The organism is Variovorax sp. F042 (genome assembly GCF_057814215.1).
Genome location: NZ_JBVASX010000001.1, coordinates 1607079 through 1630490 on the forward strand (window position 1 = coordinate 1607079; position 23412 = coordinate 1630490).

20 protein-coding genes are annotated in these 23412 nt (G+C 67.4%); 12 read left to right on the forward strand and 8 right to left on the reverse strand.

Annotated features, from left to right (window positions below; translation table 11 throughout):
- The first annotated feature begins 24 nt into the window (after positions 1 to 24).
- From ACZYSP_RS07800 to ACZYSP_RS07825, 6 genes are all read left to right on the forward strand, one after another.
- Complete coding sequence (locus ACZYSP_RS07800) at positions 25 to 1038, forward strand: HlyD family secretion protein (protein WP_489013516.1); 1014 nt, start codon at positions 25 to 27, stop codon at positions 1036 to 1038.
- Complete coding sequence (locus tag ACZYSP_RS07805) at positions 1038 to 2828, forward strand: ATP-binding cassette domain-containing protein (protein WP_489013518.1); 1791 nt, start codon at positions 1038 to 1040, stop codon at positions 2826 to 2828. Before ACZYSP_RS07800 ends, ACZYSP_RS07805 begins: the two co-directional genes overlap by 1 nt.
- Positions 2825 to 3961: an ABC transporter permease gene (locus ACZYSP_RS07810; protein ID WP_489013520.1), complete on the forward strand. Its 1137-nt coding sequence runs from the start codon at positions 2825 to 2827 to the stop codon at positions 3959 to 3961. Before ACZYSP_RS07805 ends, ACZYSP_RS07810 begins: the two co-directional genes overlap by 4 nt.
- Before the next feature lie 11 nt (positions 3962 to 3972).
- Positions 3973 to 5100, forward strand: coding sequence for an ABC transporter permease (locus tag ACZYSP_RS07815; RefSeq protein ID WP_489013522.1), 1128 nt, complete (start codon positions 3973 to 3975; stop codon positions 5098 to 5100).
- A 15-nt stretch (positions 5101 to 5115) separates the two neighbouring features.
- Positions 5116 to 6645 carry an efflux transporter outer membrane subunit gene (locus tag ACZYSP_RS07820; RefSeq protein WP_489013524.1) on the forward strand — a complete coding sequence of 510 codons (1530 nt, stop codon included), beginning with the start codon at positions 5116 to 5118 and terminating at the stop codon, positions 6643 to 6645.
- A gap of 301 nt (positions 6646 to 6946) precedes the next feature.
- The gene (locus tag ACZYSP_RS07825) at positions 6947 to 8593 is read left to right on the forward strand and encodes an Ig-like domain-containing protein (protein ID WP_489013526.1); all 1647 of its coding nucleotides are present in this window, start codon (positions 6947 to 6949) and stop codon (positions 8591 to 8593) included.
- A 13-nt stretch (positions 8594 to 8606) separates the two neighbouring features.
- Here ACZYSP_RS07825 and ACZYSP_RS07830 read toward each other — a convergent pair whose 3' ends face one another.
- Complete coding sequence (locus tag ACZYSP_RS07830) at positions 8607 to 9677, reverse strand: ROK family protein (RefSeq protein WP_489013528.1); 1071 nt, start codon at positions 9675 to 9677, stop codon at positions 8607 to 8609.
- Between the two features lie 105 nt (positions 9678 to 9782).
- On the opposite strand from ACZYSP_RS07830, the gene ACZYSP_RS07835 reads away from it, so the two are divergent.
- Positions 9783 to 11336 carry an ABC transporter permease/substrate-binding protein gene (locus tag ACZYSP_RS07835; RefSeq protein ID WP_093177005.1) on the forward strand — a complete coding sequence of 518 codons (1554 nt, stop codon included), beginning with the start codon at positions 9783 to 9785 and terminating at the stop codon, positions 11334 to 11336.
- 7 nt (positions 11337 to 11343) lie between these two features.
- On the opposite strand, the gene ACZYSP_RS07840 is transcribed toward ACZYSP_RS07835, so the two are convergent.
- The 7 genes from ACZYSP_RS07840 to ACZYSP_RS07870 form a co-directional block, all read right to left on the reverse strand.
- Entirely contained in the window at positions 11344 to 12780 is a 1437-nt protein-coding gene (locus tag ACZYSP_RS07840) for an aldehyde dehydrogenase family protein (protein ID WP_307615003.1), read from the reverse strand.
- Positions 12781 to 12793: 13 nt separating this feature from the next.
- Positions 12794 to 14155, reverse strand: a complete 1362-nt coding sequence (gene gudD / locus ACZYSP_RS07845; protein ID WP_093051348.1) for a glucarate dehydratase — start codon at positions 14153 to 14155, stop codon at positions 12794 to 12796.
- A gap of 16 nt (positions 14156 to 14171) precedes the next feature.
- The gene (locus ACZYSP_RS07850; protein WP_093077761.1) at positions 14172 to 15158 is read right to left on the reverse strand and encodes a Bug family tripartite tricarboxylate transporter substrate binding protein; all 987 of its coding nucleotides are present in this window, start codon (positions 15156 to 15158) and stop codon (positions 14172 to 14174) included.
- A 5-nt stretch (positions 15159 to 15163) separates the two neighbouring features.
- On the reverse strand, positions 15164 to 15613 hold the full coding sequence (locus ACZYSP_RS07855) for a nuclear transport factor 2 family protein (protein WP_093051355.1): 450 nt from the start codon (positions 15611 to 15613) through the stop codon (positions 15164 to 15166).
- A gap of 45 nt (positions 15614 to 15658) precedes the next feature.
- Complete coding sequence (kdgD, locus tag ACZYSP_RS07860) at positions 15659 to 16570, reverse strand: 5-dehydro-4-deoxyglucarate dehydratase (RefSeq protein WP_093051358.1); 912 nt, start codon at positions 16568 to 16570, stop codon at positions 15659 to 15661.
- A gap of 52 nt (positions 16571 to 16622) precedes the next feature.
- Positions 16623 to 17621, reverse strand: coding sequence for a Bug family tripartite tricarboxylate transporter substrate binding protein (locus ACZYSP_RS07865; protein ID WP_258353884.1), 999 nt, complete (start codon positions 17619 to 17621; stop codon positions 16623 to 16625).
- A 112-nt stretch (positions 17622 to 17733) separates the two neighbouring features.
- Entirely contained in the window at positions 17734 to 18600 is an 867-nt protein-coding gene (locus tag ACZYSP_RS07870; RefSeq protein ID WP_093177002.1) for a FadR/GntR family transcriptional regulator, read from the reverse strand.
- 224 nt (positions 18601 to 18824) lie between these two features.
- Here ACZYSP_RS07870 and ACZYSP_RS07875 point away from each other — a divergent pair, with 224 nt between their 5' ends.
- The 5 genes from ACZYSP_RS07875 to ACZYSP_RS07895 all read left to right on the forward strand — a co-directional run bounded on the left by ACZYSP_RS07875 (position 18825) and on the right by ACZYSP_RS07895 (position 23399).
- Entirely contained in the window at positions 18825 to 19640 is an 816-nt protein-coding gene (locus tag ACZYSP_RS07875; protein ID WP_093177001.1) for an NAD-dependent epimerase/dehydratase family protein, read from the forward strand.
- Complete coding sequence (locus tag ACZYSP_RS07880) at positions 19630 to 20526, forward strand: SMP-30/gluconolactonase/LRE family protein (protein WP_489013535.1); 897 nt, start codon at positions 19630 to 19632, stop codon at positions 20524 to 20526. Before ACZYSP_RS07875 ends, ACZYSP_RS07880 begins: the two co-directional genes overlap by 11 nt.
- A gap of 40 nt (positions 20527 to 20566) precedes the next feature.
- On the forward strand, positions 20567 to 21544 hold the full coding sequence (locus tag ACZYSP_RS07885) for a TRAP transporter substrate-binding protein (RefSeq protein WP_093051373.1): 978 nt from the start codon (positions 20567 to 20569) through the stop codon (positions 21542 to 21544).
- A 64-nt stretch (positions 21545 to 21608) separates the two neighbouring features.
- Positions 21609 to 22097 (forward strand): TRAP transporter small permease, encoded by a 489-nt coding sequence (locus tag ACZYSP_RS07890; protein ID WP_093051376.1) that lies wholly within the window; start codon positions 21609 to 21611, stop codon positions 22095 to 22097.
- 6 nt (positions 22098 to 22103) lie between these two features.
- Positions 22104 to 23399: a TRAP transporter large permease gene (locus tag ACZYSP_RS07895; protein WP_093051379.1), complete on the forward strand. Its 1296-nt coding sequence runs from the start codon at positions 22104 to 22106 to the stop codon at positions 23397 to 23399.
- The last annotated feature ends 13 nt before the right edge of the window (positions 23400 to 23412 follow it).

A 23412-nucleotide genomic window follows, 5' to 3' on the forward strand; every position in this document is an offset into this window, starting at 1 on the left:
CAGCCTCGTCAGGACACACACGCCATGAACAAGAAGCCCCTCATTGCCATCGCCGCCGCGGCCATCGTCGCGGCGGTGGGCGGCTGGTGGTACACGCACCGATCCGCCACGCCCTCCGACCAGCTCGTGCTGTACGGCAACGTCGACCTGCGCCAGGTCTCGCTGGCCTTCAACGCCAACGATCGCGTGGCCGAACTGACGGTGCGCGAGGGCGACCGCGTGCGCGCCGGGCAGGTGCTCGGCCGGCTCGACACCCGCTCGCTGGTGCTGCGCGTCGCGCAGTCGCAGGCGCGCATCGGCGTGCAGGAACAGGCCCTGCTGCGCCTGAAGACCGGCAGCCGCCCCGAAGAAGTGGCACAGGCCAAGGCCCAGGTGGCCAGCGCGCAGGCCGATGCCGATCTGGCACAACAGCAGCTCACGCGCCTGCAGGCCATCGGCGCCAGCACGGCCGGCCGCGCCGTGAGCCAGCAGGACCTCGACAGCGCACAGGCCAGGCGCAAGGTGGCGCTGGCGCAGCTCGACAACGCCCGCAAGGCACAGCAGCTGGTCATCACCGGCCCGCGCAAGGAAGACATCGGCCAGGCGATTGCCCAGCTCGAATCGGCCCGCGCCGAGCTGGCGCTCATGAACCACCAGCTCACCGAGGCCGAGCTCAAGGCGCCCATCGACGCCGTCGTGCGCGCCCGCCTGCTGGAGCCCGGCGACATGGCCTCGCCTCAGCGCCCGGCCTTCACGCTCGCCATCACCGATCCCAAGTGGGTGCGCGCCTATGTGGCCGAGCTCGACCTTGGCCGCGTGCGCGCCGGGCAGGACGCCCGCGTGAGCACCGACAGCCAGCCCGGCGAAGCGATCGCCGGCAAGGTCGGCTACATCTCGTCGGTGGCCGAGTTCACGCCCAAGACCGTGCAGACGGAGGAACTGCGCAGCAGCCTCGTCTACGAGATCCGCGTGATGGTCGATGACCCGCAAGACCGGCTGCGGCTCGGCATGCCGGCCACTGTGCGTCTGCAACTATCGCCCGCCACCGGCAAACCCTGATGCCAATCACCGGGCCGGCCGTGGCCGGACGCTCGCTGCACAAGCGCTTCCTGCTGAAAGCGTCGAAAGAACCCGTGCTCGCGCTCGACGACGTATCGCTCGAAGTGCCCGCCGGCACGCTCACCGCCCTGGTCGGCCCCGACGGTGCCGGCAAGACCACGCTGCTGCGCCTGATGGCCGGCCTGATGCGCGCCGACGCGGGCGAGCTGCGCGTGCTCGGCATCGATGTATCGGCCGATCCGCAGGCCGTGCAGGATCGCATCAGCTACATGCCGCAGCGCTTCGGCCTCTACGACGACCTGAGCGTGCAGGAAAACCTCGACCTCTACGCCGACCTGCACGGCGTGCCACGCGACAAGCGGCGCGAACGCTATGCGCGGCTGATGGAAATGACCGACCTGGGCCGCTTCACCGATCGCCCGGCCGGCAAGCTCTCGGGCGGCATGAAGCAGAAGCTAGGGCTGGCCTGCACGCTGGTGCGCTCGCCCGACCTGCTCCTGCTCGACGAGCCGACCGTGGGCGTGGACCCGCTCTCGCGCCGCGAACTGTGGCAGATCGTGCAGCAGCTGGTAGACGACGAAAAGCTCTCGGTCATCGTCAGCACCGCCTACCTCGACGAGGCCGAGCGCTGCAGCCATGTGTTCGTGCTGCATGGCGGCAAGCTGCTGGCGCAGGGTGCGCCCAGCGAACTGCGCGACCGGGCACACGGCCTCTGCTTCATCGCGACACCGCCCGACGGCGAGCCGCCACGGTTGCTGCAGGCCCGCCTGCTCGACGCACGGCTGGAGATCATCGATGCGGTGCCGCAAGGTGGCGAGGTGCGCTTCATTCGCCGCAGCGAGACAGACGATGCGCGGCTCGATGCATTGCTCGAAGGCGCGCGCACCGAGCCGGTCGCGCCGCGCCTCGAAGACGGCTTCATGACGCTGCTGCGTGCGCAGCCGTCGCCCAACGCCGACGCCACCCCGGCCACCAGCATGGCCACTTCGCAACCGAGCACAGGCCAACCCGGCGAAGTGGTCATCGAAGTCAAGGACCTCGTACGCCGCTTCGGCGGCTTCGTGGCGGTGGCCAGCACCAGCTTCTCGGTGCGGCGCGGCGAGATCTTCGGCCTGCTCGGCCCCAACGGTGCGGGCAAGACCACCACCTTCCGCATGCTCTGCGGCCTGCTGCCCGCGAGCGGCGGCCAGCTGCGCGTGGCCGGCGTCGATCTGCGGCATGCCCGCGCGCAGGCGCGCCAGCGCATCGGCTATGTCTCGCAGAAGTTCGCGCTCTACGGCAACCTCACAGTGCACGAGAACCTCTCGTTCTTCGGCGGCGCCTACGGCCTGCGCGGCGCGAAGCTGCGCGAGCGCATGGACACGGTGCTGCGCCAGTTCGACCTGGCCCACTCGCTCGATGTACCCAGCGGCCAGTTGCCCGGCGGCTACAAGCAGCGCCTGGCCATGGCCACGGGCCTGCTGCACGAACCCGAGATCCTGTTCCTCGACGAGCCCACCAGCGGCGCCGACCCGCTCGCGCGCCGCGAGTTCTGGCGGCGCATCACAGCGCTGGCCGAAGGCGGCACCACGGTCGTCATCACCACGCACTTCATGGAAGAGGCGGAATACTGCGACCGCATCGTGATCCAGGACGCGGGCAGGGTGCTGGCCATCGGCACGCCGCAGGAAGTGCGCGCGCAGGCGCTGGGCGGTGAGGAAGACAGCGGCAGGCGCATCGACATGGAACAGGCCTTCATCGGCATCGTCGAGAAGGCACGGCAAGAAACAAAGACAGAGGTGACGGCATGAGCGGCTTCCGGTCCCGCCTGATCTCCCTCACGCGCAAGGAATTCCGCCAGCTGCTGCGCGACCGCAGCAACCTGGCCATCGGCATCCTGCTGCCGATGGTGCTGATCCTGATCTTCGGCTACGGCATGTCGCTCGACGTGAAGAACGCACCCGTAGCGGTGGTCATGGAAGACGCATCGCCAACCGCGCACGAGGCCATCGCCGGCCTGCAGCTCTCGCCCACCATCGCGCCGGTGCTGCTGGGCTCGATGCACGACGCCGAAGAGCTGATGCGCGAACGCAAGGTCGACGGAATCGTGCGCGTGCCTTCCGATTTCTCGCGCTCGCTGGCTGCCGGCAATGCGCGCGTGCAGCTCATCGTGCACGGCTCCGACGCGGGGCGCGCGAGCATCATCCAGGCCTATGTGACAGGCGCCCTCGCGCAATCGGCAATCCGGCAGATGGACAGGAGCGGCAACGCCTCCGGCGCCGACGCCCCGCCCGTCGGCAGCGTCACCGTCGAGCAGCGCATGTGGTTCAACGCCGCGAACACCAGCACCTGGTACCTCGTTCCGGGGCTCATCGTGCTCATCATGACGCTGGTCGGCGCCTTTCTCACCGCGCTGGTGATGGCGCGCGAGTGGGAACGCGGCACGCTGGAGGCGCTGTTCGTCACGCCGGTGCGGCCGGTGGAGATTCTGCTGGCCAAGATCATTCCGTACTTTGCGGTCGGCATGCTGGGCCTTGCGCTGTGCCTGCTCTCGGCGCGCTACCTGTTCGCGGTGCCCATGTACGGCTCGCTGCTGGTGGTGGTGTTCAGCTCGATGCTGTACCTGATCGTGGCGGTGAGCCTGGGCCTGGTGATCTCGTCGGTCACGCGCAACCAGTTTCTCGCGAGCCAGGTGGCGCTGATCGCGACCTTCATGCCCTCGATGATGTTGTCGGGCTTCCTGTTCGACCTGCGCAACGTGCCCACCGCCGTGTGGGTGATCGGCCACCTGCTGCCGGCCACGTATTTCATGGACCTCATCAAGACGCTGTTTCTCGCGGGCGACGTCTGGCCGCTGATCTGGCGCAACTGCGCGATCCTGATGGCGTATGCGGTAGGCCTGTTGCTGGTGGCGCGCGCGGTAACGCGCAAGAGCCTCGACTGAAAGCCCCGGCCATGAACGCCCTCATCGATTTCTTCCTGCGCGTTGCCAACCTCTGCCGCAAGGAGCTGCTGACCATCCTCAAGGACCCGGCCACGCGCGCCATCCTGATCGCACCGGCGATCATGCAGAGCCTGGTCTTCGGCTACGGCGCGACCTACGACCTCACCAACGTGCCCTATGCGCTGCTCGACCAGAGCCACAACGGTGCCTCGACGGAGCTGATTGCGCATCTCGACAGCACCGGCGTGTTTCACCGCGTCGCCACGCTGCGCTCGCAGGCCGACATCCGCGAAGTGATCGACACCGAGAAGGCACTGCTGGTCATACAGATACCCGCCAACTTTGAGCAGCAGTTCAGCGCGGGGCAGACGGCGGCCATCCAGCTGATCCTCGATGCGCGCAACTCCAACACCGCGGGCTCGGCGGCCGGCTACGTGAGTGCGGTGGTCGAGCGCTACAACGCCGAGCTGCGCACGCGCGTGGGCGCACCGCCGTCGCCACTGGTCGTGGAATCGCGCGCGTGGTTCAACCCGAATCTCGAAACGCGCTGGAACCTGCTGCCCGGCATGATCGCCGCGCTCAGCATGCTGCAGACGCTGCTGCTCACCGCACTGTCGGTGGCGCGCGAACGCGAACAAGGCACCTTCGACCAGCTGCTGGTAACGCCGATGTCGCCGCTCGAAATCATGATCGGCAAGGCGCTGCCGCCTGTGCTGGTGGGGCTGGTGCAGTCGTCGCTGATCCTGCTGGTGGCGCTCTTCTGGTTCGGCATTCCGATGGCGGGCTCGCTCGTCACGCTGTACACGGGGCTGCTGTTCTTCACGGTGGCGAGCGTGGGCATCGGCCTGTCGATCTCGGCGGTGTCGGCCAACATGCAGCAGGCCATGCTCTACGCCTTCGTGCTGCTGATGCCGCTGATGCTGCTGTCGGGCCTGACCACGCCGGTGCGCAACATGCCGCACGCGCTGCAGGTGGCAACGCTGGCCAACCCGCTGCGCTTTGCCATCGACCTGGTGCAGCGCGTGTACCTCGAAGGCGTGGGGCTGGGCACGGTCTGGCACAACCTGATTCCGCTTGCCGTCATCGCCGCCATCACGCTGCCGCTGGCGGCGTGGCTGTTCCGCAATCGTCTTGTCTGATAACGGGAGCACGTCATGCCCCTTCCATTTCCTCATTCTTCCGTCGCGGCCACGCTCTCTCTCGCTTTCATTCTTGTCGGCTGCGCCGTGGGACCCGACCACAAGCCGGCCGAAGCCCGCGCTCCCGCCGACTGGTCTGCATGGCATGGCGGTTCGCCCGCGCTGCTTGGTGCGGAGCGGCAAGGTTCCTTTGGCGGCGTCGCATCTGGCGACTGGAAGGCCTTCAACGATCCGGTGCTGGACCGCCTCGAGGCCATGGTGCTCGCGAGCAACCCCGACCTGCAGACCGCCGCCCTGCGCTTCGCGCAAAGCCGCGTGCAGCGCACCACCACCGCGGCCCAGCAGGGTCCACAGCTGAATGCGAGCGCCGGCGTCACCCGGCAGCGCCAGAGCGAGAGCGGCTCCGCCACGCGGATGATCGACGCGCTGGGCTCGTCGGTTTCCAACCGCGACCAGCTCATCCGCACGCTCAGCGAGCCCTACAACCTCTATCAGGCCGGCTTCGACGCCTCGTGGGAAATCGACCTGTGGGGCCGCGTGCGCCGCGCCATCGAGGCGGCCGATGCCGACTCGAGCGCATCGGCTGCGCTGCTGCAGCAGGCCCGGCTCAGCGTGCAGGCCGAACTGGCGCGCAACTATTTCGAGCTGCGCGGCACGCAGCGCGAACTGCGCATCGCGCGCGCCGACATCGCGGCGGCCGCCGAGTCGCTCGAACTGGTGCAGGCACGCGCCGACGGCGGCCTCGTCACCGACCTGGACCCGGTGCGCCAGCGTGCGCTGGTGGCCGAACTGCGCGCACGCATTCCCGCGCTGCTGCAGCAGGAGGCCGATGCAATGAACCGCATCACGCTGCTGGCCGGTGCCGCGCCTGGCGCACTGAACACCGAGCTGGCAGACACCGCCACTGGCGACACACCAGACGCCCCCGCGCTGCCCGCACTCACGCTGGGCCTGCCCGCCGAGCTCGCACGCCGCCGCCCCGACATCGCAGCCGCCGAGGCGCAGCTGCACGCCGCCACAGCCCGCATCGGCGTGGCCGTGGCCGACCTCTATCCACGCGTGACGCTGGGCGCCGGCTTCGGCTACGAATCGGTGGGCAGCGAGCGCTTCGGCGACTGGGGCAGCCGGCAGTGGCACGTGGGCCCGTCGATCAGCCTGCCGATCTTCGACAACGGCCGCCGCCGCGCCACCATCGAACTGCGCGAGCTGCAGCAGCAGGAAGCGGCCGTGGCCTTCCAGCAGACCGTGCTCAAGGCCTGGCACGAGATCGATTCAGCCCTCAACGCCTACGCCGCCGAGGGCCAACGCCAGGTCGAGCTGGCCGAGCGCGAACGCCGCAGCCGTGATGCGCTGGTGCTGGCGGCGGCTCGCTACAAGGGCGGGCTCACCGACTTTGGCGTTGAACTCGATGCGCGCCGCACCTTGCTGCAGGCGCAGCGCGACCAGGCACAGAGCACCAGCCGTCTCTCGGTGGGCCTGGTGGCGGTCTACAAGGCGCTGGGTGGTGACACTGTGGCGTCAGAAGCACAAATGCAACACAATTGAAACAAGTTGAACATGCAGACTAAAATACCCACCGGTTTCCGGGATTGACAAGCCTGCCTGCCCACTGATTCGTCATCGGGCAGACGTGAACGGATCTTCCGGCACCCCCTGCATCGCGGGGCAGCCCGCCTGGGCCCGGCCCCTGAAAAGGCCGACCGAGGCGTCATCCGTTTGAGTCCTGCGCCCCTGCCCCGGGGGAAAACCGATGCGAGCTTTCTTCTCGCTGCGTGCATTCGCGAGTCTGGCGTTCGTGCTACCAGCTCTGTTCGCGCTTTCTGGAATGGTGCCCGCCTTCGCCGCAATGGACGAAGTCGGTCGGGCCGCCCCCAGCACCCATCGCCTGAAGTTCATCGTCGACCCCGAGCTGGCCACCGACATCGGCGCCGCCGAAGCCGCCCGCCGGCTCGCGCAGTACGTGGCCGACGTCAACACGGTGTTCACGCGCGAGACCGTGCGCAGCTTTGCCTTCGACCCCGCCGCCGACCTGCAGCTCGCAGCCCCCGCCACCGCGCCGCAGTGCAGCTACAACGGCTTGGTCAACGGCGAGGTGGTGGTGTGCATATCGAAGTCCACCCGCGGCTACAGCCACGGCGGGTTGTCTACCAGCTGGACCTTTCCGCAGAAAGGCGTGACCTGGAACCTGAACTGGATTGCCATCCACGACCCGCTGCGCCTGTCGCGCGCGCCCACCCCGGGCGCGCCCGAGTCCACCGAGAAGGACTACCTCGCCCGCCAGCTCAAGACCCTGCTGCACGAGCTGGAGCATGTGTTCGGCGCCGGCGCGGGCGAGTACTACAACGGCGTCGCGGTGGCGGACACCACCGGCGTCGCGCCCATCGTCGACCTCGCCCTGGCCAACGACAACGACCGCTACTGGTGGACGCGCCAGCACTGGCGGCTCGACCCGCTGCTGGGCACCGTCTTCGAGCAGCGCCGCGACCCTGCGGCCAACCGCATCGCCACGCTGGAGATGATCCGCTTCACGGCCGGCACCAAGGCCAACATCGACACCGACTGGACCGACTGGCCCAAGCTCGGCAGCTCGAAGTTCATGGCGGCCACCACCGGCACCCAGGTGCGCGTGACCGACCGCGACACCGGCGCCGCGCTGCCCGGCGCGCAGGTGTCGGTGTGGCGCGACCCCGGGGCCGGCAAGCCGCTGGTCATGCTGGTGACGGGCGTGGCCGATGCGTCGGGCCGCTTCGTGTTCGACTGGAACTGCGGCTTCAGCTGCTTCGCCGTCGGCAAGACGACGCTGCTGGTCAAGGCGCGCGCCGCCAACCGCGCCCCCGGTGCGAGCTGGTTCACCATCTTCGATGCGTTCGAGCAGAAGGCCGTGCAGGGCCAGCCGATGTTCACCATCGACCTGGCGCTCGGCGGCACCGACGCGACGCCGCCGACCGTTTCGCTGGCCGCGCCTTCCATGGCCGTGGTGGGCCAACCCACCACCATCGCGCCGGCCGTGGTGGACAACGCGGGCGTGTGGGGCGTCAAGGTGCTGGGCCGGGACAGCATCCCGATCTGCACCTTCACCGCCCCGCCCTACACCTGCAGCTGGACGCCGACCGCGCCCGGCGTCCAGACGATCCGGGTGGTCGCGCTCGACGCGGCTGGCAACGCCGCCGTGGCCTCTGCCAACGTGATCGTCAATCCGCCTTCCGACACGGTGGCGCCGACAGTTGCACTGGCCCCGCCGCCAACCGCCGCGGCAGGCATGGCGACAAGGCTTTCCGCCACGGCATCCGACAACGTGGCCGTGGCTGAGCTGAAGTTCGTCGTCGACGGCAAGACCGCGTGCACGCTGCACGCCGCGCCGTACGTCTGCACGTGGACGCCGAAGAGGCCCGGCGCCGCGAACATCGAAGTGCGCGCCATCGATGCGGCAGGCAACGTCGCCACCGCTTCCGCAAGCATGCGCATCGAAGGCCTGCGGCCCGAAGACCTGTAGCGTTGGCCCGGCCTCAGGGCCGGTTGGTGAAGCTCGCGTTGCCCAGCCCCGTGCCGATGGTCAGCACGCCCCAGTGCCGCACGTCGCGCATGAAGGGAAGCTCGCTCAGGCCCTGCACCACCGCGTCGTTGTGCATCAACACCAGCGTCGGGCCGGAGCCCATCATCGGCATGCGGCGCCACAGCTGGCTCGGCAAGTGGAAGGCGTGGCCTTCCCAGTCGCCCGGCAGATTCTGCGCACCGCGCGCAATCGAGCCGTCCTGCCGGATCAGGCCCGGGCAGCCGATGCCGATGAAGGGCGCCAGCCGGATCTTCTTGCGCTCGCTGTAAAGCACCATGTCCTCGAGCATGCCGGCGATGTGATCGACCATGCCGCCGCGGTTGGGGTCCTCGTCCGCATGGCGCCACTTCTCGCGCCGCACCACCTTCGCGAGCGAGAAATCGGGCGCCTTGCGGTGGCGCGTTTTCACGATGCCGCAGCGCACGTTGGTGCCGCCGATGTCCACCGCGAGGATCGCGTCGTGCCCCTTCAGCATATGGGGCGGCACGAGGTGCGCCCAGCCGATCAGGCCGCCGTCGTCCACGTCGTGCGAGAGGCGGCCGATCTGCACGTGCAGGCCCATCTCTTCGAGGATGGCGCCGGCCTGCAGGATGGCGCGCTCGCCCGCGTCGCTCTCGGGAAAGCCGCCGCCGATCACGATGCGCTGCACCTTCTGCCACGAGGGCTGGCGCATGAAGCGCTGGATCACGAAGGCCAGCTCCTGCGCGAACTCCTCGATGGCTGCATGCATCACGTCGGTGGCTTCGGACGCCTTCTTTTCCTGCAGCGCCTGGTCGAGCTCCCTCTTGCTCAGGTCGCGCGAATGCGAGAGGCCCAGCGGGTCTTTTCCCTTCCTGCGGTGGCGCTTGCGCCAGCGTTCGAGCAGTTCGCGGAAGGCCGTCTGGCTGGCCTGGTCGCCTACGAAACCGTCCTTGTCGCGCAGTTGCAGGCTGTAGCCGTCTACCTGCACACCCGGCAGTTCGCGCAGGCCGTGGACGTCGGGGCCGGGGAGCTTGTCTTTCCTGGGTTGGGTCTTCATGGCCATCGACTGTGGGGCCGATCGGCGGCCCGCCGCATCGGCACCGCGCACCACGGCGTGTAGGAGATTGACGGGTACGCCGAACGGGGCGTTGTCTATACACTGGCCCGGATGCATCTGCCCCGCAGCCTCTGGCGCGCCGCCCTGTTGTTCGCCCTTGCCTGGCTTGCCGCGTCCGGCGCCGCTCGGGCCGCGGACGAGACGCTGCGCGTCGGCTCCAAGCGCTTCACCGAGTCGTACATCCTGGCCGAGCTGCTGGCGCAGACGGCGGCGCCGCACACTGCATCGCCCCCCGTCGTGCGGCAGGGGCTGGGCAACACGGCCATCGTCTACGAGGCGCTGCGCTCGGGCGCCATCGACATGTACGCCGAATACACCGGCACCATCGCGCTCGAAATCCTCAAGGGCTCACCGGCCAACACGCGCGAGGCCATGAACGCGGCACTCGCGCCGATGGGCCTGGGCGTGGCGATTCCGCTGGGCTTCAACGACGGCTACGCACTCGCGGTGCGCGCGCCCGATGCCGAACGGCTGGGCCTGCGCACGCTGAGCGACCTGGCGAAGCACCCCGAACTCAAGCTCGGCCTGTCGAACGAATTCATCGGCCGCGCCGACGGATGGAAGGGCCTGGCCGACCGCTACGGCTTCACGCAGGTGCCGACTGGTCTCGACCACGGGCTGGCCTACGACGCCGTGGCCGCCAAGCAGATCGACGTGATCGACATCTACACCACCGACGCCAAGATCGATCACCTCGGCCTGCGCGTGCTGGAAGACGACAAGAAATACTTTCCGCGCTACGACGCCGTGGTGCTCTACAAGCTGGACCTGCCCACGCGGCTGCCCAAGGCCTGGGCCGCGCTGCAGACGCTCGAAGGCAAGGTCGACGAGCACGCGATGATCGCGATGAACGCGCGCGCCGAGCTGCAGAGCGTGCCCTTCGACGTGATCGCGCGCGACTTCCTGGCGAATACGGGCAAGGATGCGAAGGCGCAGCCGCAGGAAGCGCGCCGCGGCTTCATGGCCAAGCTGTTCGGGCCCGACCTGTGGAAGCTTGCGCGGCAGCACCTGGTGCTGGTGGCGCTGTCGGTCGGCATCGCCATCTTGATCGGCGTGCCGATCGCGATCCTGGTGTTTCCGCATGTGCGGTTGCGCGCTGTGGTGCTGGGCTTGGCGAGCCTGCTGCAGACCGTGCCCTCGCTCGCGTTGCTGGCCGTGCTGATCTCGATGCTGGGCGCCATCGGCGCGCTGCCCGCGCTGATTGCGCTCACGCTCTATTCGCTGTTGCCGATCATGCGCAACACGGTGACGGGCCTGGCCGAAGTGCCCAACGGCCTGCGGCTCGCCGGCACCGCGCTCGGCATGACGCCGCCGCAGAGCCTTCAGCTGGTGCTGCTGCCGCTGGCGCTGCCAACGCTGCTGGCGGGCGTGCGCACCGCCACTGCGATTGCCATCGGCACGGCGACCATCGCGGCCTTCATTGGTGCGGGCGGCTTCGGCGAGCGCATCGTGACGGGGCTGGCGCTCAACGACCGCGAGCTGCTCGTGGCGGGCGCACTGCCGGCAGCCGCATTGGCGCTGCTGAGCGAAGGGATCTTCGAGCTCGTGGAGTACCTGATGCGGCGGCGCCGTCGCGCGCCGCCGTCTTCGCTGCCGCCCGCCTGAAGATCGATCAGGCCAGCGTGTAGGCCGTTTTCACCGTCGTGAAGAACTCCTGCGCATAGCGGCCCTGCTCACGCGGACCGTAGCTGCTGCCCTTGCGACCGCCGAACGGCACGTGATAGTCCACGCCGGCCGTCGGCAAGTTGACCATCACCATGCCGGCCTGGCTGTGGCGCTTGAAGTGCGTGGCGTACTTCAGCGAAGTGGTGGCAATGCCGGCCGACAGGCCGAACTCGGTGTCGTTCGCCGTGGCCAGCGCCTCTTCGTAGTTCTTCACGCGGATCACGCTCGCCACCGGGCCGAAGATCTCTTCCTTGTTGATGCGCATGGCCGCGGCCGATTCGCTGAAGAGGGCCGGAGACATGTAGTAGCCGTCGGTCTCCAGCTTCAGGCGTTCACCGCCGGCGGCCAGCGTGGCACCTTCGCTCTGGCCGATCTCGATGTAGTTCAGGTCTTGCTCGAGCTGCGACTTCGACGAGACCGGGCCCACATCGGTGCCCTGCGCGAGTGCGTCGCCCACCTTGATCTTCGCCATGCGTTCCTTCATGGCGGCGATGAACTTCGGATAGATGCCTTCGGTGACGATGAGGCGGCTCGACGCCGTGCAGCGCTGGCCGGTCGAGTAGAACGCGCTCTGCACGCTGAGCTCCACGGCCTGCGCGAGGTCGGCGTCGTCAAGAATCACCTGCGGGTTCTTGCCGCCCATTTCGAGCTGCACCTTCTTATGGTTGGTGACGCACTGGATCGCGATGTTGCGGCCCACGCCCACCGAGCCGGTGAAGCTGATCGCATGAATGCCCGGGTGGTTGACCAGCGCCTCGCCGATCACGCTGCCGCGCCCCATCACGAGGTTGAACACGCCGGCCGGAATGCCCGAGCGGCTGATGATTTCGGAGAGAGCCCAGGCGCTGCCCGGCACGAGGTCGGCGGGCTTGAGCACCACGCAATTGCCGAAGGCCAGTGCAGGCGCGATCTTCCACGCGGGAATGGCAATAGGGAAGTTCCACGGCGTGATGAGGCCGACCACGCCGACCGGCTCGCGCGTGATTTCCACGCCGATGTTGGGGCGCACCGAAGGCAGCAACTCGCCCGACAGGCGCAGGCATTCGCCCGCGAAGAACTTGAAGATCTGGCCCGCACGCGTGGCCTCGCCAATGCCTTCGGCCTTGGTCTTGCCTTCTTCGCGCGCCAGCAGCGTGCCCAGCTCTTCCTTGCGCGCCAGGATCTCGTTGCCGATCTTGTCGAGCGCGTCGGAGCGCGCCTGCACGCTGCCCGTGGCCCAGGCCGGGAACGCTGCGGTGGCGGCTGCCACGGCGGCGTCGACATGGGCGGCATCGCCCTGCGTGTACTGGCCGAGCACGTCGGACAGGTTGCTCGGATTGACGTTGGGGCTGTAGCTTGCGCCAGCACGCCATTCGCCGGCGATGAGGTTGTCGAAGTTCTGCATTGCGTCGTTTCCTTCAGCGCACCATGCACGGGCGCTTGTTGTCGAAAGTCCAGTTGGGAATGAGATATTGCATCGCCTGTGCGTCATTGCGCGCGCCGAGGCCATGTTTCAGGTACAGCTGGTGCGCCTTCTCGACTTCGTCCATGTCGAGTTCGATGCCCAGGCCGCCGCGAGTCGGCACCTTCACGAAGCCGCCTTCGATTTGCAATGGCGCTTTCGTCAGGCGCTGGCCATCCTGCCAGATCCAGTGCGTATCGATGGCCGTGACCTTGCCCGGCGCAGCCGCCGCCACGTGCGTGAACATCGCCAGCGACACGTCGAAGTGGTTGTTCGAATGCGAGCCCCAGGTCAGGCCCCAGGCCTGGCACAGCTGCGCCACGCGCACCGAGCCTTGCATGGTCCAGAAATGCGGATCAGCCAGTGGAATGTCGACCGACTGCAGCGAGAGGCTATGCACCATCTCGCGCCAGTCGGTGGCGACCATGTTGGTGGCGGTGGGCAGGCCCGTGGCGCGGCGGAACTCGGCCATGACCTCGCGGCCGGAGAACACGCCTTCGGCGCCGCACGGGTCTTCTGCATAGGCCATCACGCCGTGCAGGTCGCGGCACAGGCGGATCGCGTCCTGCAGCAGCCAGCCGCCGTTCGGATCGAGCGTGACGCGCGCCTTCGGAAAGCGCTCGTGCAGCGCGCGGATCGCCTCGACCTCTTCCTCGCCGCGCAACACGCCGCCCTTGAGCTTGAAGTCGGTAAAGCCGTAGCGCGCATGCGTGGCCTCGGCCAGGCGCACGATGGCTTCGGGCGTCATCGCTTCTTCGTGGCGCAGGCGAAACCAGTCGTTGTCGGCGTTGGGGTCGGTCTCGTACGGCAGATCGGTCTTCTTGCGGTCGCCCACGTAGAAGAGGTAGCCGAGCATCTGCACCGCATCGCGCTGCTGGCCTTCGCCGAGCAGGGCTGCCACGGGCACTTCGAGGAACTGGCCGAGCAGGTCGAGCAGCGCGGCCTCGACGGCCGTCACCGCATGGATGGTCACGCGCAGGTCGAAGGTCTGCTGGCCGCGGCCGCCGCTGTCGCGGCCGGCAAAGGCGCTGCGCAGGCTGTTGAGCACCGCGTTGTGGCGGCCGATGGGCTGGCCGACGATGAGGTCGCGCGCGTCTTCGAGCGTCTGGCGGATCTTCTCGCCGCCGGGCACTTCGCCCACGCCGGTGTGGCCGGCGCTGTCGGTCAGGATCAGCAGGTTGCGCGTGAAGAACGGGCCGTGCGCGCCGCTGAGGTTCATCAGCATGCTGTCGTGGCCCGCGACGGGAACCACGCGCATGCCGGTGACGACGGGGGCGCCCGACACGACTTTGGAAACAACGGATTCAGGACTTGTCATCTTCGGGCTCGGTGCCTCAGTCTGCGGTGATGTGGCGGGTGTCGATCAATGTCTTCCATCGCGCCCATTCGCGCAACTGGAAGGCGGTGAATTCTTCGGGCGTGCTGGCAACGATCTCCAGGCCCTGGTCGAGCATGCGCTTCTTCGTCTCGGGGTCTTGCATGGCGGCAATCGCGGCGTCGCTCAGCTTTTTCTTGACGGCAGGCGGCAGTCCCTTGGGTGCGGCCATGCCCTGCCACGAATAGACCTCCGCGCCCTTCACGCCGGCTTCGGCCAGCGTGGGCACGTCGGGCAGCACGGGTGAGCGCTTGTCGCCGGTAACGGCAATGGCGCGCAGCTTGCCCGCGCGGATGTGCGGCAGCACGGCATTCACGTTCTGGAACGAGAAGTCGACCTGGTTGCCCAGCAGGTCGTTGACCGCCGGCGCGCCGCCCTTGTAGGGCACGTGCACGCCTTCGGTTTTTGTCTGCTGCCAGAACAGTTCCGCCGAGAGATGGTCGGACGAGCCGTTGCCCGAGCTCGCGAACGAGACCTTGCCCGGCGTCTTGCGCAGCAGCGCCAGCACGTCGGCCACCGTGTGCTCGGGCCGCGCGACGTTAGCGACGAGCACATTGGGCGCCTGCACGGGCACGCTGATGTAGTCGAAGTCCTTGGTCGCGTCGTAGGGCACGCTCTTCTGCAGGTGCGGCGTGACGACGAAGGCGCCGAGCGAGGACACCAGCAGCGTGTAGCCATCAGGCGCCGCGCGCTTGACGAAGCCGGTGCCGATGGTGCCTGTGGCGCCAGGCCGGTTGTCGACGACGAAGCTGCCGCCGAGCTTGGTCTGCATCTGCAGCGCGATTGCGCGCGCCACCATGTCGGTGGAGCCGCCAGCCGGGAACGGCACGATGATGGTCACCGGCTTCTGCTGCGGCCATGCATCGGCTTGCGCCGAGGCATGCAGGGGCAGCAGCGCGGTCGAGGCAGCCGCGAGGGCCGCGGCAAGAAGGAGTCTCTTCTTCATGCGGACTAGATCCTCACGGCCTGGCGGGCGAGCAGCTTCCAGCTTCCGCCCTGCTTCTGCCAGACGCCGAGGATCTTCAGCGCCACCTTGCCGGGCTTGCCCGAGTCGTTGGTGTCGGCCGTGAGCGTGTGGCGCACGATGGCGGTGTTGGCATCGACCACCTTGACGGTCTGCTCGGTGATGGCGATGGACACGAAGTCCGACTTGCCGTCGAGCAGGTCGCTGATGAAGCTGGCCTTGGTGTCGACCTTGCCGCCCGAGTGGCCGTAGCTCAGGTCGTCGGACACCAGCGCGCCGAGTGCGGCAGGGGTTGGGTCGACCATCGCGATGCGCAGGCGTTCGGCGGCGGCAGCCACTTCGGGTGCGGCCGGTGCCGCACTGCCCGCGGGCATCATCGAGCAGGCCGAGAACAGGGCTGCCGAAGCGGCGATCAGGAAAAACTTCTTGAGGAACATGGCGTCTTGTCTCCGTTGTTGTTTGTGGTGTTCGACGCTGCAGGCTTACTGCGGGCCGAGCGCGTCGATCAGCGCCTTGAGCTGTTCCATCTCCGCGGGCTTCAGGTCGGTGAGCGGTGCGCGCACGGGGCCTGCGTCGTGGCCGACGATCTTTGCGCCGGCCTTGACGATGCTCACGGCATAGCCCGGCACGCGGTTGCGCAGCTCGAGGTAGGGCATGAAGAAGTTCTTCAGCAGGTGGTGCTGCGTGGGCAGGTCGTCGGCGGCAACGGCCTTGTAGAAATCCATGGCGGTCTTCGGAATGAAGTTGAAGACGGCCGACGAATACACCGGCGTGCCCATTGCCTTGTAGGCGGCGGCATAGACCTCCGCCGTGGGCAGGCCGCCCAGGTAGGCGAAGCGGTCGCCCATCTTCTGGTAGATGGCGACCATGGCTTCGATGTCGCCCACGCCGTCCTTGAAGCCGACGAGGTTGGGGTTGCGCTCGGCCAGGCCGGCCAGCGTGTCGGGCTTCAGGCGGCTGGTGGCGCGGTTGTAGACGATCACGCCGAACTTCACGCTCTTGCACACGGCTTCGACGTGCGCGGCCAGGCCTTCCTGGCCGGCTTCGGTGAGGTAGTGCGGCAGCAGCAGGATGCCGTGCGCGCCGGCCTTCTCGGCGGCCTGCGCGCACTGGATGGCAAAGCGCGTGGGGCCACCTGCGCCGGCAATGATCGGCACCACGCCGCGGCAGGTGTCCACTGCGGTCTTGATGATGCCGGGGTACTCCTCGCCGGTGAGCGAGAAGAACTCGCCCGTGCCGCCGGCCGCGAACAGCGCGCTCGCGCCGTAGGGGGCGAGCCATTCGAGGCGCTTGGCATAGCCCGCCGGGTTGAAGTCGCCGTTGCTGTCGAAGTCGGTCAGCGGAAACGAGAGCAGGCCGGAGCCCATGATGGTCTTGAGTTCTTGCGGGTTCATCGGGAATCGTCCAGTGAAGATTTGAGAAAAGAAAAAGGGGGGAAGCAGCCGGTCAGTCGAGCCTGACGTTGGCTTCCTTGATGACTTGCGCCCAGCGCGCGCGCTCCTTGGCGAAGAACTGGTCTTGCTCGGGCGCGGTCATGGTCACGACCTCGGCGCCCTGCCCCGCGAGGCGGGCCCGGATGTCGGGCGTGCGGATGATGCGAACCAGTTCCTTGTTGAGCCGGGCGATCACCGCGTCAGGCACGCCGCGCGCCGCGACCACGCCCTGCCACGTGCCCGACTCGTAGCCGGGCGCGCCCTGCTCCGCGATGGTGGGCACATTGCCGATCAGCGGCATGCGCGTGGCCTTGGACACGGCAATCAGCTTGAGCTTGCCGGCCTGCACCTGCGGGTAGGTCGCGAGCATGCCGTTCATGAGCACCTGCGTCTGGCCAGACACGGTGTCGAGCACGGCCTGCACGCCGCCCTTGTAGGGCACGTATTCCCACTTGGCGCCGACCTTGCGTTGCAGTTCGATGCCCGCGAGATGCGCGGTGCTGCCGCTGGCGGTAACGGCAAAGTTGAGATCGCTTTTCTTCGAGAGCTCGACCAGTTCCTTCAGCGTGCTGGCCTGCACCGAGGGGTGCACCACCAGCAGGTGCGGCGAATAGGCCAGCATGGAAACGCTGCGCAGGTCCTTCGACGGATCGAAAGGCAGCTTGGGGTACAGCGACGGGCTGATGGCCAGCGCGCCGAGGTCGCACAGCATCAGCGTGTAGCCGTCGGCCGGCGCCTTGGCCAGCAGGTCGGCGCCGAGGTTGCCGTTGGCGCCCGCGCGGTTGTCGATGATTACCGACTGGCCCAGCGCCTCCGACAGCGGCTGGCTGATGGCCCGCGCAATGATGTCGGACGAGCCGCCCGGCGGGTACGGAACGATGATCCTGATTGGCTTCGAGGGCCAGTTGCCGGTGCCGCCCTGCGTGCCCTGCGCAATGGCGCGCAGGGGCAGGCTGGCGGCCAGCGTCGTGGCCAGTGCGGCGCCAAGTGCGCCGCGTCGATTGATGGACATGCTGCCTCCTGTTGTTCGATGGTCGTCATGGCTGCGCACGGCTGGCCGTGCGAGTTATCAGTCATCGTACAACTAGAAAAACAACTTGTCCAGCGGGCAAGACAAGAAAAACTCAGCGGGAGGGAGCGTCGTCAGGCGACGGTGCGGCCGCACCCGCGCCGGCAGCCGCATCGGCTTTCGCCTTCTGCTGCGCGGCCTCTTGCGCCATGCGCAGCCGCTCGCGGCTGTTGGTCAGGTGGATGCGCATGGCAGCGCGCGCCGACTCGGGATCGCGGCGCGCGATGGCCGCGTAGATCTCTTCGTGCTCGCGATTGACGCGGCTCAGGTAAGGCGCGCCACCACCCTCGTGCGTGCGGATGGCGCTGATGCGCGTGCGCGGAATGAGCGTGGTGCCCAGGTGCCGCATGATGTCGGCGAAATACGGGTTGCCGGTCGACTGCGCGATCTGCAGGTGAAAGCGGAAGTCGGGCGCCACCGTGTCCCCCGCCACTGCCACGTTGTGCTCGAAGTCGTCGAGCGCCTGGCGCATGGCGACCAGTTGCTCGTCGGTGCGGCGGGTGGCGGCGAGGCCGGCCGATTCGGTCTCCAGGCTGATGCGCAGCTCCAGCACGGCCAGCACGTCGACCGAGGCGGCGATCTCGCCGGGATCGAGGCGGAACACCCCGCCGGCCCGCGGCTGCAGCACGAAGGTGCCCACGCCGTGCAGCGTCTCGACCAGCCCGCCGGCCTGCAGCTTCGACAGCGCCTCGCGCACCACGGTGCGACTCACGCCATAGGCCTGCATGATGGCCGACTCGGTCGGCAGCTTGTCACCGGGCCGCAGCGACTGGTTGCGGATCTTCTCGCCCAGGTCCTCCACCAGCCCATGCGCCAGGCCGCGTGCGCGCTGACGCGGACGGCCCACGAAAGCAGCAGACGCCGTTTCCGCCGGCGCCTCCGCTTCCGATATCAAGGGATTACCCGCAGTCGTCTGAACCATGGCCACGATGATAATCCTCAAACTAGTTGTACGACAACAGATAACTTATCACTCAACTCCTGGCGCCGCCGGCCATTCCGCCAGCGGCTTTCCGGTCTCCACGGCACCGACATGCAGCGCCCTTTCGACCTTGCTCCGTCGGCATCGTACCGGCCGCTTTCAGAAAAGCACCGTGACGGCGGGCCCTCGGAAACCATGACTCTTCCGTGTATGGACAGGCAACGATGAACGACAACAAGATGAACCGCCTCCTCCTGACCGGCGCGGCCGGCGGCCTGGGCAAGGTGCTGCGCGAGCGGCTCAAGCCCTATGCGAACGTGCTGCGCCTGTCGGACATCGCGTCGCTGGCCCCGGCCGCCGATGCGCACGAGGAAGTCGTGCCCTGCGATCTTTCCGACAAGGCCGCGGTGCATGCGCTGCTCGAAGGCTGCGACGCCATCGTCCACCTGGGCGGCGTCTCGGTCGAGCGCCCGTTCGAGGAAATCCTCGAAGCCAACATCAAGGGCATCTTCAACGTCTACGAGGCCGCGCGCCGCCACGGCGTGAAGCGCGTGGTGTTTGCGAGCTCGAACCACGTGATCGGCTTCTACAAGCAGAGCGAGCACATCGACGCGCATGCCGTGCGCCGGCCCGACGGCTACTACGGCCTGTCGAAGTCCTTCGGCGAGGACATGGCGCAGTTCTACTTCGACCGCTGGGGCATCGAGACCGTGAGCATCCGCATCGGCTCGTCGTTCCCCGAACCGGCCAACCGCCGGATGATGAGCACCTGGCTCAGCTACCGTGACCTGACCTCGCTGATCGAGAAGTCGCTGTTCACGCCTGACGTGAAGCACACCGTGGTCTACGGCATGTCGAACAACCGCGACGTGTGGTGGGACAACAGTGCGGCCGCGCACCTGGGCTTCGTGCCGCAGGACAGCTCGGAGGTGTTCCGCGACAAGGTCGAGGCACAGCCGCCCGTCGCGCCGACCGATCCAAACGCGATCTACCAGGGCGGCGCCTTCACCGCACAGGGCCCCTTCGGCGATGCAAGCTGAGCTCGTTCTCGACGCACGCAACGGCACCGGCGAGAGTCCGGTGTGGCACGCGGCCGAACAGGCGCTCTACTGGGTCGATATTCCCGCGCGCACGCTGAACCGCTGGCACGCGAGCGAAGGCCACGCGCAGTGGACGGCGAACGAAATGATCGCCTGCATCGCGCCGCGCGCCGACGCGCCCGGCGAATGGATCGCCGGCATGGAGAGCGGCCTGTTCTCGCTGAAGCCGCAGGCCGACGGCACGCTGGCTGCCACCTCGCTCGCCCCGGTCGAGCACGCGGCCCCGGCCATGCGCTTCAACGATGGCCGCTGCGACCGCCAGGGCCGCTTCTGGGCCGGCACGATGCTGCTGGACATGGCGGCGGGCGCACGCGTCGGCCGCCTCTACAGCTACGGCAAGGGCGACAAGAGCGCCGCTCTGCGCCTCGACGACCTCATCGTGCCCAACGGCCTGGCCTTCAGCCCCGACGGCCGCACGATGTATCTCTCGGATTCGCACCCCACGGTGCAGGCCGTCTGGGCCTTCGACTACGACACGGAAACCGGCACGCCAAGCAACCGCCGCCTGTTCATCGACATGAAGCCCCTGCCCGGCCGCCCCGACGGCGCCGCCATGGATACCGACGGCTGCTATTGGATCTGCGGCAACGACGCCGGCCTGGTGCACCGCTTCACGCCCGACGGCCGGCTCGACCGCTCGCTCGAAGTGCCGGTGAAGAAGCCCGCGATGTGCGCCTTCGGCGGCCCGGCCCTCGACACCCTGTTCGTCACTTCGATCCGCCCCGGCGGCATCGACCTGTCGGACCAGCCGCTGGCCGGCGGCGTGTTCGCGCTGCGGCCCGGCACCGGCATCGCGGGTGTTCCCGAACCAGCCTTCGGCACCTGAAGAACCTTTTTCGACAACCACCAAGCAGAGGATGAGACAAATGAAATTCACCAAGACCCTGATCGCACTTTCCGCGTGCGCCGCAGCCGCGCTGACCACACTGGCTGCACACGCCACCGAGTTCCGTTCGGCCGACATCCACCCCGACGACTACCCCACCGTGACCGCGGTGAAGTTCATGAGCGAGCGCCTGAAGGCGCTGTCGGGCGGCAAGCACAGCATCAAGGTGTTCAACAACAGTTCGCTCGGCAGCGAGAAAGACACGATCGAGCAGACCAAGATCGGTGCGCTGCAGATGGTGCGCGTGAACATCGCGCCCATGAACAACATCTGCGCCGAGACGCAGGTGCCGACCATGCCCTTCCTGTTCCGTTCGGTCGACCATCTGCACAAGGTGCTCGACGGCCCGATCGGCGAAGAGATCCTGAAGTCGTGCGAGAAGCAGGGCTTCATCGGCCTGGCCTACTACGACAGCGGCGCGCGTTCGATGTTCACGGCCAAGAAGCCGGTGCGCACCTTCGCCGACATGAAGGGCCTGAAGGTCCGCGTGCAGCAGTCCGACCTGTGGGTGTCGATGCTCGAAGCCATGGGCGCCAACGCCACGCCAATGCCGATGGGCGAGGTCTACACGGGCCTGAAGACCGGCCTGATCGACGCCGCCGAGAACAACTACCCCACGTATGAAAGCGCGCGTGCCTTCGAAGTGGCCAAGTACTACAGCAAGACCGAGCACTCGATGGCGCCCGAGATGCTGCTGTTCTCCAAGCGCGTGTGGGACAAGCTTTCGACCGAAGAGCAAGGCTGGATTCGCCAGGCCGCCAAGGAATCGGTGCCCTACATGCGCAAGCAGTGGGAAGAGCGTGAAGTGAAGTCGCTGGCCACGGTGAAGGCCGGCGGCGCCGAGATCATCGAAGTCGACAAGGCTCCGTTCCAGGCAGCGATGAAGCCGGTGTACGACAAGTTCATCACCGACGCGAAGCTGAAAGACCTCGTCAAGCGCGTGCAGGACACGAAGTAAGCCCGCCCTCGTCGACTCGACCTGCTCCCCTCCTTCCCCCTCGGGGGAAGGGCAAAGAAAATCTATGTACACCAAACTTTGCCGCACCCTCGCACGTGCCTGCATGTGGTTGGGCATCTTCGGCCTCGTCGCGGTGATCTGCGCCGTGAGCTGGCAGGTGTTCGGCCGCTACGTGCTCAACAACACCCCCACCTGGGCCGAAAGCCTCGCGCTGCTGCTGGTGCTCTACGTCACCATGCTCGGCGTGGCCGTGGGCGTGCGCGACGCGGGCCACATCGGACTCGAATCCTTCCTCGTGCTCGCGCCCGACTGGCTGCGGCTGAAGATGGAATACCTCATCCACGCACTGATCCTGCTATTCGGCATTGCCATGGCCTGGAACTGCGCCTCGCTCGCCGAATCGGTGTGGGACTACAGATTGCCCACGCTCTGGATCTCCGAGGGCTGGAAGTACGTGCCCGCCGCCGTGTCGGGCGTCCTCATCGTGATGTTCTCCATCGAACACATCATCGCGCTCGCCCAAGGCCGCGAAGTCGAACCTGCCTGGGCCTGAGCCACCATGACCATTCCTCTGCTCATTCTCTGCATCTCGTTCACGCTCTTCCTGCTGCTGGGCGTGCCGGTCGCTTTTTCCATCGGCCTGTCGGCCCTGGCCACGCTGCTCTATGAAGGCCTGCCGCTGGCGGTCGGCTTCCAGCAGATGACCTCCGGCATGGGCATCTTCTCGTTCCTGGCCATTCCGTTCTTCATCTTCGCCGGCGAGCTGATGCTCTACGGCGGCATTGCGGACCGCATCGTCAACCTGGCTCGCGACCTCGTGGGCCACGTGCGCGGCGGCCTCGGCATGTCGAACGTGGTGGCCTGCACGCTGTTCGGCGGCGTCTCGGGTTCGCCCGTGGCCGACGTCTCGGCCATGGGCGCCGTGATGATCCCGATGATGAAGAAGGAGGGCTATCACGCCGACTACGCAGTCAACGTGACGACCCATGCGGCACTGGTCGGCGCGCTGATGCCGACCAGCCACAACCTGATCATCTATTCGCTCGCAGCCGGCGGCAAGGTGTCGATCGCGGCGCTGATCCTGGCGGCGCTGCTGCCGGCGGCCGTGCTCACCATCAGCAATCTCGCGGCCGCCTACCTGGTGGCGGTGAAGCGCGGCTATCCGGCCGGCAGCTTCCCGGGTTGGTCCATCGTGGCGCGCTCGTTCGCGGCGGCGCTGCCTGGCCTGTTCATCGTGGTGCTGATCCTCGGCGGCATCCTGTCGGGCGTGTTCACGGCAACCGAGTCTGCGGCGGTGGCGGTGCTGTATGCGCTGGGCCTCACGATCTTCGTGTACCGCACGCTGAAGTGGGAACACTTCATCAAGGCGGCCTCGAAGGCGGTGCGCACCACGGGCGTGATCCTGCTGCTGATCGGCATCTCCAGCACCTTCGGCTACCTCATCAGCCTGTACGGCGTGGCCGAACTCACGGGCGAGATGCTGTCGCAGGTAACCAGCACGCCATGGGTGATCTTCCTGCTGATCAACATCATCCTGTTCGTGCTCGGCACCTTCCTGGACATGGCGGCCACCATCCTGCTGTGCACGCCGATCTTCCTGCCAATTGCCCAGCACTACGGCATGACCTCGGTGCAGTTCGGCATCGTGATGCTGATCAACTGCGCGCTGGGCCTGAACACGCCGCCGGTGGGCACGACGCAGTTCGTCGGCTGCGCGATCGGCGGGGTGTCTGTGGGCACGGTGATGAAGACCATCTGGCCGTTCTACGGGGCATTGATCTTTGCGCTGGGAGTAGTCACATTCGTTCCCGCGTTCTCGACCTGGCTGCCCAGCATGTTCATGGTCGTGAAGTAAGCAAGGAGCCCAC

Excerpts from the sequence above, each read along its gene's own strand:
- ACZYSP_RS07885 (WP_093051373.1), top strand. The coding sequence starts at position 20,567 with ATGAAATTCACCAAGACCCTGATCGCACTTTCCGCGTGCGCCGCAGCC.
- kdgD (WP_093051358.1), bottom strand. The coding sequence starts at position 16,570 with ATGAACCCGCAAGAACTCAAGACCATCATGGGCTCCGGCCTGCTCTCG.
- ACZYSP_RS07880 (WP_489013535.1), top strand. The coding sequence starts at position 19,630 with ATGCAAGCTGAGCTCGTTCTCGACGCACGCAACGGCACCGGCGAGAGT.
- ACZYSP_RS07810 (WP_489013520.1), top strand. The coding sequence starts at position 2,825 with ATGAGCGGCTTCCGGTCCCGCCTGATCTCCCTCACGCGCAAGGAATTC.
- gudD (WP_093051348.1), bottom strand. The coding sequence starts at position 14,155 with ATGACAAGTCCTGAATCCGTTGTTTCCAAAGTCGTGTCGGGCGCCCCC.
- ACZYSP_RS07865 (WP_258353884.1), bottom strand. The coding sequence starts at position 17,621 with ATGTCCATCAATCGACGCGGCGCACTTGGCGCCGCACTGGCCACGACG.
- ACZYSP_RS07825 (WP_489013526.1), top strand. The coding sequence starts at position 6,947 with ATGGACGAAGTCGGTCGGGCCGCCCCCAGCACCCATCGCCTGAAGTTC.
- ACZYSP_RS07855 (WP_093051355.1), bottom strand. The coding sequence starts at position 15,613 with ATGTTCCTCAAGAAGTTTTTCCTGATCGCCGCTTCGGCAGCCCTGTTC.
- ACZYSP_RS07820 (WP_489013524.1), top strand. The coding sequence starts at position 5,116 with ATGCCCCTTCCATTTCCTCATTCTTCCGTCGCGGCCACGCTCTCTCTC.
- ACZYSP_RS07840 (WP_307615003.1), bottom strand. The coding sequence starts at position 12,780 with ATGCAGAACTTCGACAACCTCATCGCCGGCGAATGGCGTGCTGGCGCA.
- ACZYSP_RS07895 (WP_093051379.1), top strand. The coding sequence starts at position 22,104 with ATGACCATTCCTCTGCTCATTCTCTGCATCTCGTTCACGCTCTTCCTG.
- ACZYSP_RS07890 (WP_093051376.1), top strand. The coding sequence starts at position 21,609 with ATGTACACCAAACTTTGCCGCACCCTCGCACGTGCCTGCATGTGGTTG.
- ACZYSP_RS07830 (WP_489013528.1), bottom strand. The coding sequence starts at position 9,677 with ATGGCCATGAAGACCCAACCCAGGAAAGACAAGCTCCCCGGCCCCGAC.
- ACZYSP_RS07870 (WP_093177002.1), bottom strand. The coding sequence starts at position 18,600 with ATGGTTCAGACGACTGCGGGTAATCCCTTGATATCGGAAGCGGAGGCG.
- ACZYSP_RS07800 (WP_489013516.1), top strand. The coding sequence starts at position 25 with ATGAACAAGAAGCCCCTCATTGCCATCGCCGCCGCGGCCATCGTCGCG.
- ACZYSP_RS07815 (WP_489013522.1), top strand. The coding sequence starts at position 3,973 with ATGAACGCCCTCATCGATTTCTTCCTGCGCGTTGCCAACCTCTGCCGC.
- ACZYSP_RS07875 (WP_093177001.1), top strand. The coding sequence starts at position 18,825 with ATGAACGACAACAAGATGAACCGCCTCCTCCTGACCGGCGCGGCCGGC.
- ACZYSP_RS07850 (WP_093077761.1), bottom strand. The coding sequence starts at position 15,158 with ATGAAGAAGAGACTCCTTCTTGCCGCGGCCCTCGCGGCTGCCTCGACC.
- ACZYSP_RS07805 (WP_489013518.1), top strand. The coding sequence starts at position 1,038 with ATGCCAATCACCGGGCCGGCCGTGGCCGGACGCTCGCTGCACAAGCGC.
- ACZYSP_RS07835 (WP_093177005.1), top strand. The coding sequence starts at position 9,783 with ATGCATCTGCCCCGCAGCCTCTGGCGCGCCGCCCTGTTGTTCGCCCTT.